This is a genomic window from Psychrobacter sp. AOP7-A1-24, from assembly GCF_052376235.1.
Taxonomy (GTDB): domain Bacteria; phylum Pseudomonadota; class Gammaproteobacteria; order Pseudomonadales; family Moraxellaceae; genus Psychrobacter.
This window is the reverse complement of record NZ_JBQSVM010000015.1, coordinates 19827-35460: the sequence shown is the minus strand read 5'-3', so window position 1 is coordinate 35460 and position 15634 is coordinate 19827. Positions and strand designations below refer to the sequence as shown.

Here is a 15634-nt window from a genome sequence, read left to right as displayed (position 1 = left end):
CTTTTTGGATATCAGAAGGGGAATTTTTATATCAGTTTGAATTGTCTTTATTACGTTTGTCTTCACGGCGCTGCTTGCGCTTTGGACTGGTACGATAGGTTAGATAGCCACCAATAACCATTACAACGATAAATGCAACAATGTACAAAAATATTGACGAACCAATAAACGTAGAAGTTTCCATAGTTTTCTTCTTATTAGGGTGTATCAATAATTATGCAAATGTCCGTTATCATTGTAAAGTAAATAAGTTTAGCTCCGGTGTAAGTTCAAGTGAACGAATACGAGCAGCCTGGTCATAGATATTAGCCGTCACAATCAGCTCATCTGGCTCATACGTTGCCAAAAATGCAGCGAGTTTTGGTTTGACCGTTTCAACAGAACCAATGAATGATACTGACAATGCGTTGTCTACCATCATTTTTTCTGCTTGACTCCAGATACTGTTCATATCGTGAGTAGGCTTAGGCATTTGACCAGTTTCACCACGGCGCAGACGTACGAAGCTCTGCTGCGCTGAGGTAAAATGATATTGAGCTGTCGCATCATCATCAGCCAGTAACAAGTTTGCAGCCAGCATTACATAAGGTTTATCTAGATAGACAGACGGTTTGAACTGTTCACGGTAAGCCTCAATGGCTTGCCCAAGCATTTGCGGGGCAAAATGTGAGGCAAACACATAAGGTAGTCCCAAATGTGCGGCCAAGGTCGCCCCAAATAGAGAAGAGCCCAATATCCAAATAGGAATACCTGATTTTGCCCCAGGGAATGCCTGTACAGGGCTGCCATCTGTATCATTACCTAAAAAATACATCAGCTCTTGGACATCTTGTGGAAAACGCTCGGCATCTTTCATTTGTCGACGTAACGCTTGGAATGTCGCACCATCAGTACCAGGTGCACGGCCCAGACCTAAATCTACACGATCACCGTACAACGCTTGCAAAGTACCAAACTGCTCGGCAATAACTAGAGGGGCATGATTTGGTAGCATCACGCCGCCAGCACCGATACGGATGCGATTGGTTTGACTACCGATATGCGATAGTAGTACTGACGTGGCTGCACTGGCGATGCCTGGCATATTGTGATGTTCTGCCATCCAGTAGCGGTTTAAGCCTGATTTTTCGGCCTGCTGTGCGGTTTTGACAGTTTGGGCAATGCCTTCGGCGATGGTCTTACCTTGAGGGACGGGTGCGAGATCTAGAAAAGATAAAGGAATTTTTTTACTCATAAATGTTCCAGTAGCGTGTAAATTATTTTCTACTGATATGCTTATAGTCAGTGGTAGTTTCAAGTGTCGCTAGTCATTGTTAGTGAATCTTAACAAAGTCAGCTAACTCTGTTTTTAAGCGCACTTAACAATATTAGTATGTATTGATAAAGGTTGTCTTTTATTGGAATAAGCTATAAACAGTATCGTAAGAGCGCGTCCTAACATTGTGTTGTTGCATTAAAAAAAGCAGGCAACTTAAGTTACCTGCTTTTCTAATTGGTCAATTATAATGAAATGATAAATCAAATTACCATTGTCCTAAAAACTAAACACAACCCTATTTATCTTGGTCACTAAGCTTATAAGCTAAGACATAATCACCGATGGTTGTCCCAACTGAACCATGACCACCTGCGACCAACACGATCATTTGCTCACCTTTAGAGTTCAAGTAAGTCATTGGCGTGGCTTGACCACCTGCTGGAATACGGACATTCCATAGTACGTCACCATTTTTCAAGTCGTAAGCTCGGAAGTTGTTTTCCGTTGCTGCTGACAAGAAAGCGACGCCACCTTTGGTGATGATAGGTCCACCAATACCAGGTACACCCAATTCTAGTTTTATCGGAACAGGAGATAAGTCTTGTACTGTACCGTTTTTGCGTTGATAAGCGATATCACCTGTAGCGAGATCAGCACCAGCAATGGTGCCCCATGGTGGCTGCTGACAAGGTACGCCTAGCGGAGATAAGAAGGGTCCCAATTCCACTGCGTAATCCGCACCTGCATTGGCATTGACGCCTTGCTCCCCTTTGTTGGTCTCTGCATCGCCCAACGTGTCTCTAGGAATAAGTTTTGATTTGAATGCCAAGTATGTCGGCATACCGAACATCACGCCGTTTTCAGGATCGACAGCGATTCCGCCCCAATTGAAGGTACCGAAATTGCCAGGGTAGACCAAGCTACCATTGGTTGATGGCGGTGTATAGCGACCATCGTAATTAAGTTGATTGAACTCAATACGGCACATCATTTGATCAACGAGACTGGCGCCCCACATGTCTTTTTCAGTCAGTGGCTCAGGCTCGAAGCTCAAACCAGAGTAAGGTTGAGTCGGCGCTGCGTGTTCTCCTGCTACAAGATAGCCTTGCGGAGCAGGACGCTCATTAATCGGGACAATAGGCTCACCTGTTGCACGGTTCAAGACATATACATCGCCTTGTTTGGTTGGCACAACTAGCGCAGGCTGCACACCATCAGCGGTCTCTAAGTCTAGTAAAGTTGGCTGAGCAGGCGTGTCCATATCCCAAAGGTCATGATGAATAAATTGCTGAACCCAGCGCGCTTCACCAGTTTCGATATCCAACGCGACAACAGACGTTGCATACTTTTCTTCAGCAGCATTACGGTAGCTACCTAGCTGATCGGGTGTGCGATTGCCCATAGGGAAGTATGCCAATCCAAGCTCTTCATCCGCACTAGCAACTGACCATGAGTTCGGTGAGCTGGTCTTGTAAGTCTGGGTCGGGTCATTGACATCGAAAGGCGCGGTATTGTCAGGATCGCCTGAATCCCAATTCCACATAAGCTCACCCGTATTGACGTCATATGCACGTATCACACCAGAAGGCGAGTTGACATCATAATTGTCATTGACTGCACCAGCCACAATGATCACATCACCAGCAATTACTGGTGGCGACGTCGAATAGTAGTATCCTGCTTGATTGAAAGGCATGTTATGCATCAAATCTAACGCACCATCATCACCAAAGTCTTGGCAGCGTTGCCCAGTATTTGGGTCGAGTGCATATAACTTCGCATCCGAGGATGGAATAAATATCTTGGCGTCGCATTGTTTAGATGCGTTTTCGAAGGTATTGCCAGCAATTTTTTGTACTTGCACGGGGCTGACTGTACTATTGCTATTCTCTGCTGAGTTATTGGTAGCTGTAGGGATAGTGTCAGGATTAGTCGCTTGACCAGCATAATAAGACACGCCGCGACACGTTTGATGTTGGCGTTGTAAGTTTTCCCCTACTTGAGGATCGAACTTCCACAGTGTCTCACCAGAGTCGGCATCTAGTGCCATTACCCAGTTATGAGGGGTACATAGATATAAGCCATTGCCAATTTTTAATGGCGTTGCCTGATAAGTGGTCTCGCCAACATCGTTAGGCCCTTTGACATCGCCTGTTTGAATTTGCCATGCAAGCTCTAGATCCTTCACGTTATCAGTATTGATTTTATCTAGAGGCGAGTAGCGCTGGCCATAATCAGTGCGACCATATGCGCTCCATTCACCATCTGGTGTCTGTTGACCGTTTGATAATGGGTCGCCAAGGTTAGTTGATGCTTCATCTGAACTGACGTCTTGCTCATCATCGTTTGCAGCAGTCAAGTCCAGCTCACCAAGTTTGTCAGTGGCATTATTGGCTAGACTACCAAAAGAGAGTAATGCACCTACGGCCACGCTTACGAGCAGCCCCCAATAGTACAGAGGATTTTTTTTGGTAGAGCCTGTGGTTGGTGTACTAGTGGTAGCGTTTGCAGGAGCTTGATATTTAGGCCCACGCATTTTGTTAGATACCCACGGCAATAGCATGAGCAAACCGAAGATGAGCGGGAAGCCAACTCGAGGTGCTAGCGCCCACCAATAAAAGCCAGACTCCCAAAGTGCCCACGCCATAGTTGCCACTATAAATAGCGCGTATAACCCATAAGCACTCCAGTGTTTTTTGAACAATAAAAAAGCTGTCGTTAGTATAATAACGCCAGCAATGAGGTAGTAAGGACTACCGCCTAAGGACAATAAATAGGCGCCACCAATGAGTAGAGGGGCGGCAAAAATTGCCATAATGATCGCTACGAATTTTTCCATGAGCGGTATCACCTGTTTACAAAAGAGCAAGTTGATATGTATTGATATTTTTAATTAATAGCCAACTTGATTCTACTAAAAACCAATACAAGTATGAATAACATATAAAAGAAACATTGAATAACATTCTAAAATTTATTTTATCATTCACAACTTAGTCTAGTAAGGGTGAGTAAGTCTGAGATACTTTATTTAACAAATGCTCATTAATTTGCAAATTGCTTTTGGCACAGCTCCATGAAAGCACGCCCATATTGACGTATTTCTGCATCATCACGTACTGCCATCCAACTGGTGAATCGGCCAAAGTGATCTACAGGTATAGCAGTCAAGTTTTGATAATGGCTTGGCTCAAACGCCATTTCTGCAATAATACCGATACCTAAGCCTAAACCGACATAAGTACTGATCACATCGGCATCGAGCGCCGCTAGTACGATATCTGGCTCTAGTCCTGCTTCATCAAATGTCTTGTCAATCGCGCCGCGTCCTGTAAAGCCGCCGTGATAGGTCACAATTGGATAGCTGGCAAGCGTGGGCAGGTCAATAGACTCTTGGCTAGCAAGCTCATGATCGCTCGGTACGATAACGCGATGCGTCCAGTCATAGTAACGGTAGCATCTAAGATAGTTATTATGCAGTAAGGACTCAGTTGCGATACCGATATCCGCTTGACCACGTATGACCATCTGAGCGATGGTCTCAGGGTCTGCCTGTTGCAAAATCAAGTTTACTTTAGGGAAGCGATCTTTGAATTCTTTAACCACTTGTGGCAGTACATAGCGTGCTTGTGTGTGAGTGGTGGCAATCGTCAATGTACCAATGTTTGGATTATTGAAGTCTAGACTAAGGTTCTCAATGGTGCGGATTTCAGCAAATATAGACTCGATATGAGGCATAAGCGCTGTGCCCATCGTAGTCAGTCCCGTCAAGCGTTTGCCTTGTCGCACAAACACTTCCGTCTTTAACTGATTTTCTAGCGCGGCAATATGTTTTGATAGGCTTGACTGACTGGTATGTAGCACGGTCGCCGCTTGACTTAAGTTATAACCATTAATCACCGTATGCCACACTGTTTCTAGCTGTTTGAGCTGAATCTGCAAATGTCGTTGGTTGACCACTACGTCGATTGCCATAACTTAATCCTATTGTATAAATATACAAACCTCGTCTGTATATGAAAGTAAAAATGTCTGAACATACAGTAATAAAGTAGTGTAAAACAAAGCTATTATTCTTGTATATAATAAATAGCTATGAATTTATGATAATTATGAATATAGAGTTTATATCTTGCAATACTAAAAAATTATCTGTTCAGTAAATACTGCTCTGTTAGTGAAACCATTGGACCCAACAATTTATAAAGAGCGATTATTGTTTATCGAACATAAAAAAACAGCCACCTTTCAAAAGGTAGCTGCTCGTTATTCATAAAGTTATTGATTACTGATAATCAGTTGATACTGGCTAGCGCAAAACTCAATCTATTTGGCGATATCAAAGCGATCGGCATTCATAACCTTGGTCCAAGCGTGGACGAAGTCACGAACAAATTTTTCCAAGTTGTCGTCCTGCGCGTATAGTTCAGCATAAGCACGCAATATAGAGTTAGAGCCAAATACCAAGTCTACACGGCTTGCTTGCCATTTGACATTTCCTGTACCACGCTCACGTACTTCGTAGCTGTTAGCAGTATTGTCAGCTGCTTTTATAGGATGCCAAGTGTAATTCATGTCTGTTAAATTGACAAAGAAGTCATTGGTAAGCACGCCAGCACGTTCAGTAAAGACACCATGTTGACTCTGACCATGGTTAGTATCAAGCACTCGCATACCACCAAGTAATACGACCATCTCAGGTGCTGTCAATCCCATCAACTGCGTGCGATCAAGTAGCATCTCTTCTGGTGATACCGCATAGTCGCCCTGAATCCAATTACGATAGCCATCATGTAGCGGCTCTAAATCAGCGAAAGATTCAGCGTCAGTCATTTCAGCGTCAGCATCACCGCGACCTGGATTAAACGGTACCGTAATATCTACGCCTGCACCGTTTGCTGCCTGTTCGATAGCTGCGTTACCAGCCAATACAATCAGGTCTGCTAAGCTCAAGTCTTTATCAAAGCCAGACTGAATGCTGGTTAATGTCTCAAGCACGCGCTGTAATTGTTCTGGCTCATTGCCTGCCCAATCTTTTTGTGGAGCTAAACGGATGCGTGCCCCATTGGCACCGCCGCGATAGTCCGAAGCGCGAAATGTACGAGCGCTGTCCCATGCGGTGATGATAAACTCGCGAGGTTCGATGTCACTGTCTAATATTTGTGATTTTAGCGTGGCAATATCATCATCAATCAAGTCCGCATTGCCTGTAGGAATAGGGTCTTGCCATACAAAATCTTCGCTTGGTACATCGGCACCTAAGTAACGAGATTTTGGTCCCAAATCGCGGTGAGTCAGTTTGAACCACGCTTTGGCAAATATTTCATCAAAGTACGCTGGGTTGTTATGGAATTTCTCTGAAATCTCACGATAGATAGGATCTTTGCTCAATGCCATATCTGCGTCAGTCATGATTGGGTTACGACGGACACTTGAATCATGAGCATCTAACGGACGATCTTCTTCTTTAATATCAGTTGGCTCCCATTGCCATGCGCCCGCTGGACTTTTGGTTAGTACCCATTCATGGTTCAATAGTAGCTCAAAATATCCATGATCCCACTGGGTCGGGTTGGTGGTCCATGCGCCTTCGATACCACTTGAAACGGTATCACCTGCATTACCAAGACCTTTAGGATTGCGCCAACCTAGACCTTGCTCTTTGACATCAGCAGCTTCTGGCTCGTCTTCTAATACTGTCGCATCACCATTGCCATGACATTTACCGACGGTGTGCCCACCAGCTGTTAGCGCGACAGTCTCTTCATCGTTCATTGACATACGAGCAAAGGTAGTACGCATATCTTGAGCGGTCTTCAACGGATCAGGATTGCCATCAACACCTTCAGGATTGACATAGATTAAGCCCATTTGCACAGCAGCCAAAGGGTTTTCTAATGATTCGCGCTCTTCATCACTTTCGTAACGGTTTTTGGTAGCGGCAAGCCACTCACGCTCAGAACCCCAATAAATATCTTTTTCTGGATGCCAGATATCAGCACGGCCACCAGCAAATCCTAGGGTTTTGAAGCCCATAGATTCGTAAGCCATGTTACCAGCTAAAATCATCAAATCTGCCCACGACAACTTGTTGCCGTATTTTTTCTTAACAGGCCATAATAGGCGACGGGCCTTATCAAGGTTGACGTTATCAGGCCAGCTGTTCAATGGTGCAAAGCGTTGGTTACCAGTATTAGAGCCGCCGCGACCATCAGCCCCGCGATACGTACCCGCTGAATGCCATGCCATACGAATCATCAATCCACCATAGTGCCCCCAATCCGCTGGCCACCATTCTTGTGATTCAGTCATTAGGTTTTTTAGGTCAGTTTTGACCGCTTCTAGATCCAATTGCTTGAAAGCTTCAGCGTAGTCAAAATCTTCACCCATTGGATCAGTCTTTTTATCTTGCTGATGCAATATGTCTAAGTTTAGCGCATTTGGCCACCAATCTGTCGCAGCAGAAGCAGTGGTAGTATGTGCCTGATGCATAACAGGACAGCCACCCATACTAGGACGCTGCGATGCATGCGTATGATCGACGTTTTCACTATGGATAGTCGGTCCTTTATCATCACCTTGATCATAGGTTGTATTGGTAGGAGCAGCACTATTGCTGTTTTCGTGATCTACAGGACAGCGGGCAGTATCTGGGGTGGTGTTTTTGTCAATGGTACTATTGGTTGAGTCGGACATGGTGTAACTCCTAGGCTATGATAATAGAAATAACAAGCTGTTAATTTTGGTAGTCATTGTTTATGTATAAAGAATAACCAAGCTGAGTAGATTTATAAAACTAATATATAAGAATTATAAGTTTTAAATTACCAATCATAAGAAGCTTGATATTTTGTTTAATTAAATCTTTATCGACACCTGTACTCGTCATTGTTAGTTAGGATTAAACCAATGAATTACAGCCAACTAATCATCAATTTTACTATTACCTTTATATTACCTATAAACGATGCTATTGCCAGATATCTTTTAAAATAGAGGTAGCAATAAAAAAGAGAGCTAAGATAACTCTGGTAAAACACGATGTCCTTTTGCGTCATTATCAAGAAATATAAGCGACTGCCAAGGAGCTGAAATCGCTAAGTTAACGCAAAAACATCTAGTCAAGATAAAGGTTCTCAAGTACCATAACTGGATTTTGTTGTAATGACAATATTAGTGCAACGTAGAGCAATTTTTATCGATCCTTTTGTCGATAACTGATTCTAAAGATTGATAAAAATTGTGCGCGGTTGTGTTCTTTGTCTGAATTGTTGGTGAGTTATTATGTCTGCTGTCAAATCCGTACCGCCCAATCAACCAGTTGCCAAAAAGTCATGGGGCGAGGCTACAAAAGCCTATCTCGATCCTCGTGTCATTATTATGCTGTTTTTGGGGTTTTCAGCGGGTATACCTATTTTGCTGATTTTCTCAAGTCTGTCGCTATGGCTTAGAGAAGCAGGTATTGATCGTAGTGTCGTCACTATGTTCAGTTGGGCGGCGTTGGGGTATTCGTTCAAGTTTATCTGGGCACCGTTGATTGATGCGCTGCCTGTACCGTTTTTGACCAAGTGGCTAGGGCGCCGTCGTAGTTGGATGGTTGTATCACAGCTGCTTATTGTGCTGGCTATCTTTTTGATGGCAAGGGTGAATCCTGTCAGCGAAGACGTCTTGGTTTATATGGCAGGTGCGGCCGTGTTGCTTGGGTTCTCTTCTGCGACGCAAGATATCGTGATTGATGCGTACCGTATTGAGCTTGCGCCGCCATCTATGCAGTCTATTTTGTCTTCTATTTATGTGTCAGGTTACCGTATCGGTATGATTGTCGCAGGGGCAGGCGCCTTATATTTGGCTGACTTTTTTGGCTCAAATGAGACGTTTTATAGTTATGAAGCGTGGCGCAATACTTATTACATCATGGCGGGGGTCATGACGTTAGGGGTATTAACGACCTTTGCCAGCTATGAGCCGACCGCTGAGACTTTGCAAAGTAAAAAACAGAAAGGTAATTTAAAAGTATTCCTGATTTATTCGGCGTTATTGCTTATCCCAGGCCTACTGTTTGGTTTTGTTTATCTAATTAATATTTTGATCAATACCGTATTTGATAGTGCAGTAGCCTTGATACCACTAATGGCAATGCCAGCGATTAAGTTTTACTTTTTAGCATTAGTCGCATGCGCGCCATTATTATTGCTGTACTTCATTATTAACCAGCCAAAAATTATCAACAAAGCCCCGTTGGTCGCTGAAACTCGTGAAGACTACGTCAGACTGGTAGCGTTGTTTGTATTTTCAGTGATAGCTTTTATCGCCGCTTATATATTGATGGGGCAAGTTCTACCCGAATTTGAAGGTGCTTTTTCTAGCTTCTTTGTAGAAACCTTGCACTTATTAGTAAGCCTAGGGGCGGCGATGGTAGCAGGTTATGCACTGGTACAAGTAGGGCTGGTGAAAAAAGAAGTGGCCATGGCAACGTGGATCGAGCCTGTTTTAGATTTTTTCCGACGTTATGGCAAAAAGGCGCTACTGTTATTAGCATTGATCGGTCTATATCGTATCTCAGATATCGTTGCAGGCGTAATCTCCAATGTTTTTTATCAAGATATGGGCTTTAGCAAAACAGATATCGCCAATGCCGTAAAACTTGTTGGTGTGATTATGGCAATTGGAGGTGGCTTCTTGGGCGGGATTTTGGCTCAGCGCTTCCGTATCATGCATGCCATGATGATTGGCGCGATTTTGGCGTGTGCGACCAACTTACTATTTGTAGTATTGACATATAATCCAGGTAGCCTGCCAGTCATGTATATGGCAGTGATATTTGATAACTTGGCTGCGGGTCTTGCAAGTGCTGTATTTATCGCTTTCTTATCAGCACTGACATCGATTCGCTTTACCGCGGTACAGTATGCGATTTTTTCTTCATTGATGACCCTGATACCTAAAGTTATGGGCGGCTATTCTGGCGCCGTCGTCGATAATATGGGTTACCCGTTTTTCTTTATTTTTACCTTCGCTATCGGCATTCCGATTTTGGCGCTGATTTACTTCGTTGATAGACATATTGTCATTGGCGATAACGATAATATCTATGGCGATGATAACGATGATGGAAGCGGCGGCAATGGGTTAGGCGACAAGCTGAGCAAAACCAATCCAAACATGACCGATACCAAAGAACCACCACGCGCGTCAGAGTAGGTTTGGTCGCATTTTAACTTTTATTCATTCACCATTTTTTATGAGCTATCTATGACCATATCGACTATTCGTCAAATCAAGCAGCAAATTCAACAACTGACGAATGATGATGCAGATAATCAGTTACCGTCATTTTGGCTAACTGATTGGTTGCTACATGTCATTGAAAAGCCTGCGGTAGCGTTGATGATTGAGGAAGATTACAAGTTAACTGATAGTGAAGTTGCGCGGTTCAATGCTGGTGTGGCGAAAATGCAGCAAGGTATACCGCTTGCGTATCTGACTGGACAGCAGGAGTTTTGGTCATTGACCTTTAGTGTGAATGAGCATACTTTGATTCCTAGGCCTGATACAGAGGTACTGGTTGAACAGGTGTTAAATTGGATAAATGACCGGTCAACATATTTTAGCAGTAAACGATTACTCGACTTGGGTACAGGGTCAGGTTGTATCGCTATCAGTCTTGCCCATGAATTAAGACATGCTAACTGGCAAGTCGTGGCGGTCGATTTATCGTCAGAGGCACTTAAAGTTGCTCAATACAATGCTGTTCGCAATAACATTGCCAATGTGGAGTTTGTTCAAAGTAGTTGGTATCAAGCGCTACCTGCTAGCGATGAGCAGCGTTTTGACGTGATTGTTTCTAACCCTCCTTATATTGACGAGACAGACGAGCATCTAGTAGGTCTAAAAGCTGAACCAATCAGCGCCCTAAGTGCGCCCAATCAAGGTTTGGCTGATATCGAACACATTATCCAGCAAGCAACGTCATATTTATGTACAGGTGGGTTGTTAGCCATTGAACATGGCTATGATCAAGGTGACGCTGTTCAGCAGCTGTTTTTAGATAGTGGTTTCGACTCAGTGCATACCGTAAAAGATTACGGTGGTAATGATCGCATCACGCTTGGGCAAAATCCATAGATAGTTTTTGTTAGTAGATTTCTTTGATTACAGGTTGCAAATGAATATGGCAAAAGAGATGGTACAGCTATCGGATGATGAGCTGCTCCGTTATGCGCGGCAAGTATTACTAGACGGTTGGGACATGGACGCTCAGCTGCGACTCAAGTCAGCACGTGTGGTTATAATAGGCGCAGGTGGCCTTGGTTGTCCTGCTTCTGAGACATTGGTACGTGCTGGAGTGGGCCATGTCCATCTAATCGATGATGATAAAATTGAAGCAAGTAACTTACAACGGCAGACGCTGTTTTTGCCAGAAGATATCGGTCAGCCTAAAGCACTGACCGCAGCTCACATGTTAGAACGAATCAATCCTTTGATAGAGGCTCGCGGCACAGTGGCACGGTTAGATGAAGATAATGCTTATGAATTGTTTGATATGGTAGCAGGCAAGCCTGACTTGCTTTTAGACTGTACGGATAATTTTGCTACTCGTGACATTATTAATCGTATCAGTGTGCGCCACCAGATTCCTCTATTATCTGCTTCGGCAATCGCGATGCAAGGACAGTTAGCATTGTTTGAACCTCAGCTCGACACTGGGTGCTATCATTGCGTATTTGGCTCAGTAGTACCTGATGAAGTCGATGATGAACGTACGTGTGCCAATTCAGGAGTGCTGGCAAGTACCACTGCCGTCATGGGTAATCTACAAGCCAATGCTGCGTTGCAGTACTTGGGATTAACCAAAAATCTACTGACAAACAAACTGCTTATATGGGATGGTAGTCAGATGCAGCAGCGGCTAATGGGCTATCGAAAAGACCCACAGTGTCCAGTCTGTAGCATTACTGACTGAATAGCAGGCTTTTGACTCATTTTTGCACTGTATTCTCTATTTTCAAACTCTCCTCTTATTACCATAGTTGTTTTTTATGAAAATTCATCGTCCGCATTTATTAAAGCATACTTTTAATGTTGTCAATCGTGTTCGCCAAACAGCGAGTGTGGCAGGTCTGTCTGCGCTAAGAGTGGCAAAAGGTGAGAAACCTGACGCGATGCTACTCAAAGAAACCTTTGAGCAGTTAGGTACGACCTATATCAAAATCGGTCAGTTTATTGCCAGTACACCGTCACTGTTTCCACGTGATTACGTCAAAGCATTCCAAAGCTGCTTGGATCAAACCACGCCTTTGTCTTACGCTTATATTGAGCAGGTGTTAAGAGAAGAGCTGGCGACCAACGGCATGACGCTTGATGATACGTTTGCGCATATTGACTTAGAGCCGTTGGCATCAGCTTCTATCGCACAAGTGCATGCAGCACGTTTGCATAATGGTGATGAAGTGGTGCTAAAAGTACAAAAGCCTGGCGTCGAGACCATCATGCAGACCGATTTGGGTGTATTACACGGCGTGACTAAGCTACTTGAAATAGTGATGCCATCGATGAAATTTGCTAGCATTGCGCCGATTATTGATGAGATTCGTCTGCGTATGCTCGCCGAGACCGACTTTATCGCCGAAGCACAGAATATTCGCGATTTTCAGCAGTTCTTAGCGGTATCAGGCAATACTCGCGTGGTTGCACCAACGGTATATGAAGACTTGACGACTAAACGTGTTCTGACGATGAGCCGTCTATATGGCGTGTCCATGGTTGATGAATCGCTCATGCGTCAGTATTGCGCTGATCCGGCTCAAGTAATGGCTGATACTCTCAACACATGGTTTGCCAGTCTCATGCTATGCAATAGCTTTCATGCTGACTTGCACGCGGGCAATTTGATGCTATTGACTGATGGCCGTATTGGATTTTTAGATTTTGGTATCGTCGGTAAACTAAAAGCTGAGAGCTGGCGGGCTTGCATGGGTATGATGCAAGCCATGCAAGACAGTGACTATCAAGCCATGGCTCGTCATATGATTGATATGGAAATGACGCATGGTGGCAATAAGGTCGATGTGGCTGCATTAGGAAATGACCTTCAGCGTATGATGATAACCATTATGGCAGAAGATAAAAGTTTCACGAGCGGTGTGCCTTTCAATAGCAAAGAGCAAGCCGATGAGCTTAATCAAATGATGCTTGAGATTGTCGAAGTTGGTAAACGTCATGGTATCCATTTCCCACGCGACTTTGCTTTGTTAACCAAACAGATGTTGTATTTTGATCGGTTTATGCGTACGCTAGCTCCAGATATGGACATGTTTAGCGATCAGCGTGTACAAATGCTAGGACAAGATACGATAGAGCCGCCAACGTTAAACGTATCATAGTCTCTATAATATTCTAGTTTCTCGAATATTTTATGCTGGCCTAATATACTTAATAACTGTTTTACTTCTACGTTTTTTTATTACCGCTTTTGACTGTCTAACACAAAGGATTGTGTGCTAATTGCCACAAAAATGGCTCTGTCATGATGACTGCTTTTAAAGGCCGTATGGTCCCGACGATTACCAACGAAGCTGCCATTGCCTGTATCGGTATGTACTGCATGGCAGTCGTTATGGGTTATGGCCGCTTTCTCTTTACCGCCACCTTACCTGATATTATGGTGCAGTTGTCGCTATCAACGAAGATTGCAGGCTGGCTGGCATCAATCAATTATATCGGCTACTTTATCGGCGCTCTCATCGCTATGTTTGTGCCTCAGCGCTCGACATGGCAGGCGATGACACTTTGGGCGGTTATAAGTGTTGTCACTACGATGTTGCTTGTTATACCAAATATGTCGCTCACGCTATGGTATGTCATTCGCTTAATTGCCGGTATTGCAAGTGGTGTAGCGATGATTCTGAGCTCATCGTTTGTGATTCAAAACCTAAGCCCTAAGCGCCGTTCTGTATTATCAGCAGTCCATTATGCAGGCATTGGTGTTGGTATTAGTGCCTCTGCCATAGTGACATGGTGGCTATTAAAGTTGGGCTATCACTTCGATATAATTTGGCTGGTAGCAGGTGTTACCAGTTTACCGCTTGTATGGCTACTTTATACAGTAAAACCCAGACAAGTACATAGTTTGGGATCGCAACAGATTGATGACAAACAACACGTGTCAGTACATCAGACCTATTTAAACTTCAAACGTTCTTTATATGAAGCAGTTTCTGGGCATCATAAAGCGCTTACTTTGCTTTTTATTAGTTATGTACTGGCAGGGTTTGGTTATATTAGTTCAGCAACTTTTTTACCCGTCATGGCAGCGCAGCGTCTAACGACACAGATTTATGCTGGATTGATGATTTGGTTGGTCGTTGGTATTTTTGCGATGTTGTCAAACCCACTATGGGGCGCGCTTGCCAAACGTATCGGTGAACTAAAAACCTTAATGGGGCTAACGGTATTGCAAGCATTTGGGATGTGCTTGCCTATATGGTTTGATGGGGCGCTTGGCTTATATGGCAATGCTGCGATTTTAGGACTGACCTTTGTCGGTATGGTTTCGATGACACTTACGCTGTTCAAAAACATCAATCCTGCTTACTCTAATTTACTGATTGCCTTGGCAACACTGGCTTATGCGTTAGGACAGTTTTTGGGGCCTTTGGTCACGGTGGCACTGGCAGGAAAAGAGGGTAATTTCAATGCTGGGTTGCTTGTCGCTGCTATCGGATTGATGGTCGGATTGGTGCTATTGATATGGTTCCGTCGACAGTCGCCAACGACCGCCTAGATCGTCTAAACTACGCTACGGCTAAATACTTCTCGTAATTCAAAACTGGTATGAACTTGAGCCACACCTTCAATACGGTTGAGGCGGTGCAATAAAAACTCTTCATAATGTGCCATATCACGAACTCTTACCTTGATAAGATAGTCTTCTGTACGTCCTGTGACAATACTACAGCTAATGACCTCTTCAAAGCTCTGAACCTTGCGCTCAAACTGTTCAAAACGTTCTGCTGTATGTCGATCCATACTAATAGCAATAAACACAGCTAGCGGATAGCCGAGTTTTTGTGCATCAGTTTTGGTATGGTAGCCGGTGATAATATTCGCATCTTCCAAGCGTTTGATACGACGTGCACAAGGGGTAGCAGACAGATTGACTCGCTCAGCAAGTTCAGTAATACTCATACGCGCTTGCGTTTGCAATAAGCGTAGCAACTGTCTATCTATCTCATCTATATCTGCTATCCCTGTACTATCAATATGATTATTTTGCATTTTTGAAGCCTTAATAGTGGATTTATTCGATTATAATATCTAAATTGTGTTTTTCCACTAAAATAATAGAAAATAAAGTAAAAGAAAGCAGGTTTCTCT

11 protein-coding genes are annotated in these 15634 nt (G+C 43.8%); 5 read left to right on the top strand and 6 right to left on the bottom strand.

What is annotated here, in order from left to right:
* Positions 1-31: 31 nt before the first annotated feature.
* The 5 genes from ACT3QQ_RS07060 to katG all read right to left on the bottom strand — a co-directional run bounded on the left by ACT3QQ_RS07060 (position 32) and on the right by katG (position 7768).
* Positions 32-184: a hypothetical protein gene (locus ACT3QQ_RS07060; protein ID WP_444527439.1), complete on the bottom strand. Its 153-nt coding sequence runs from the start codon at positions 182-184 to the stop codon at positions 32-34.
* A 48-nt stretch (positions 185-232) separates the two neighbouring features.
* Positions 233-1234 carry an LLM class flavin-dependent oxidoreductase gene (locus ACT3QQ_RS07055; RefSeq protein WP_444527438.1) on the bottom strand — a complete coding sequence of 334 codons (1002 nt, stop codon included), beginning with the start codon at positions 1232-1234 and terminating at the stop codon, positions 233-235.
* Between the two features lie 319 nt (positions 1235-1553).
* Complete coding sequence (locus ACT3QQ_RS07050) at positions 1554-4097, bottom strand: membrane-bound PQQ-dependent dehydrogenase, glucose/quinate/shikimate family (protein ID WP_444527437.1); 2544 nt, start codon at positions 4095-4097, stop codon at positions 1554-1556.
* A gap of 206 nt (positions 4098-4303) precedes the next feature.
* Complete coding sequence (locus tag ACT3QQ_RS07045) at positions 4304-5233, bottom strand: LysR substrate-binding domain-containing protein (protein ID WP_057759664.1); 930 nt, start codon at positions 5231-5233, stop codon at positions 4304-4306.
* Between the two features lie 351 nt (positions 5234-5584).
* The gene (katG, locus tag ACT3QQ_RS07040; RefSeq protein WP_444527467.1) at positions 5585-7768 is read right to left on the bottom strand and encodes a catalase/peroxidase HPI; all 2184 of its coding nucleotides are present in this window, start codon (positions 7766-7768) and stop codon (positions 5585-5587) included.
* Positions 7769-8542: 774 nt separating this feature from the next.
* On the opposite strand from katG, the gene ACT3QQ_RS07035 reads away from it, so the two are divergent.
* The 5 genes from ACT3QQ_RS07035 to ACT3QQ_RS07015 all read left to right on the top strand — a co-directional run bounded on the left by ACT3QQ_RS07035 (position 8543) and on the right by ACT3QQ_RS07015 (position 15041).
* Positions 8543-10459, top strand: a complete 1917-nt coding sequence (locus tag ACT3QQ_RS07035; RefSeq protein WP_444527436.1) for an AmpG family muropeptide MFS transporter — start codon at positions 8543-8545, stop codon at positions 10457-10459.
* A gap of 51 nt (positions 10460-10510) precedes the next feature.
* Entirely contained in the window at positions 10511-11383 is an 873-nt protein-coding gene (gene prmC, locus ACT3QQ_RS07030) for a peptide chain release factor N(5)-glutamine methyltransferase (RefSeq protein ID WP_444527435.1), read from the top strand.
* A gap of 46 nt (positions 11384-11429) precedes the next feature.
* Positions 11430-12221 (top strand): HesA/MoeB/ThiF family protein, encoded by a 792-nt coding sequence (locus ACT3QQ_RS07025; RefSeq protein ID WP_444527466.1) that lies wholly within the window; start codon positions 11430-11432, stop codon positions 12219-12221.
* 76 nt (positions 12222-12297) lie between these two features.
* Complete coding sequence (locus tag ACT3QQ_RS07020; RefSeq protein ID WP_444527434.1) at positions 12298-13641, top strand: ABC1 kinase family protein; 1344 nt, start codon at positions 12298-12300, stop codon at positions 13639-13641.
* A 143-nt stretch (positions 13642-13784) separates the two neighbouring features.
* On the top strand, positions 13785-15041 hold the full coding sequence (locus ACT3QQ_RS07015; RefSeq protein WP_444527433.1) for a YbfB/YjiJ family MFS transporter: 1257 nt from the start codon (positions 13785-13787) through the stop codon (positions 15039-15041).
* Positions 15042-15046: 5 nt separating this feature from the next.
* Here ACT3QQ_RS07015 and ACT3QQ_RS07010 read toward each other — a convergent pair whose 3' ends face one another.
* Complete coding sequence (locus tag ACT3QQ_RS07010) at positions 15047-15535, bottom strand: Lrp/AsnC family transcriptional regulator (RefSeq protein ID WP_444527432.1); 489 nt, start codon at positions 15533-15535, stop codon at positions 15047-15049.
* Positions 15536-15634 lie beyond the last annotated feature (99 nt).

What these genes read in the sequence shown, in the direction of transcription:
- ACT3QQ_RS07060 (WP_444527439.1), bottom strand. Translation starts at nt 184, where the DNA reads ATGGAAACTTCTACGTTTATTGGTTCGTCAATATTTTTGTACATTGTT.
- ACT3QQ_RS07025 (WP_444527466.1), top strand. Translation starts at nt 11,430, where the DNA reads ATGGCAAAAGAGATGGTACAGCTATCGGATGATGAGCTGCTCCGTTAT.
- ACT3QQ_RS07050 (WP_444527437.1), bottom strand. Translation starts at nt 4,097, where the DNA reads ATGGAAAAATTCGTAGCGATCATTATGGCAATTTTTGCCGCCCCTCTA.
- ACT3QQ_RS07020 (WP_444527434.1), top strand. Translation starts at nt 12,298, where the DNA reads ATGAAAATTCATCGTCCGCATTTATTAAAGCATACTTTTAATGTTGTC.
- ACT3QQ_RS07035 (WP_444527436.1), top strand. Translation starts at nt 8,543, where the DNA reads ATGTCTGCTGTCAAATCCGTACCGCCCAATCAACCAGTTGCCAAAAAG.
- ACT3QQ_RS07015 (WP_444527433.1), top strand. Translation starts at nt 13,785, where the DNA reads ATGATGACTGCTTTTAAAGGCCGTATGGTCCCGACGATTACCAACGAA.
- katG (WP_444527467.1), bottom strand. Translation starts at nt 7,768, where the DNA reads ATGGGTGGCTGTCCTGTTATGCATCAGGCACATACTACCACTGCTTCT.
- prmC (WP_444527435.1), top strand. Translation starts at nt 10,511, where the DNA reads ATGACCATATCGACTATTCGTCAAATCAAGCAGCAAATTCAACAACTG.
- ACT3QQ_RS07055 (WP_444527438.1), bottom strand. Translation starts at nt 1,234, where the DNA reads ATGAGTAAAAAAATTCCTTTATCTTTTCTAGATCTCGCACCCGTCCCT.
- ACT3QQ_RS07010 (WP_444527432.1), bottom strand. Translation starts at nt 15,535, where the DNA reads ATGCAAAATAATCATATTGATAGTACAGGGATAGCAGATATAGATGAG.
- ACT3QQ_RS07045 (WP_057759664.1), bottom strand. Translation starts at nt 5,233, where the DNA reads ATGGCAATCGACGTAGTGGTCAACCAACGACATTTGCAGATTCAGCTC.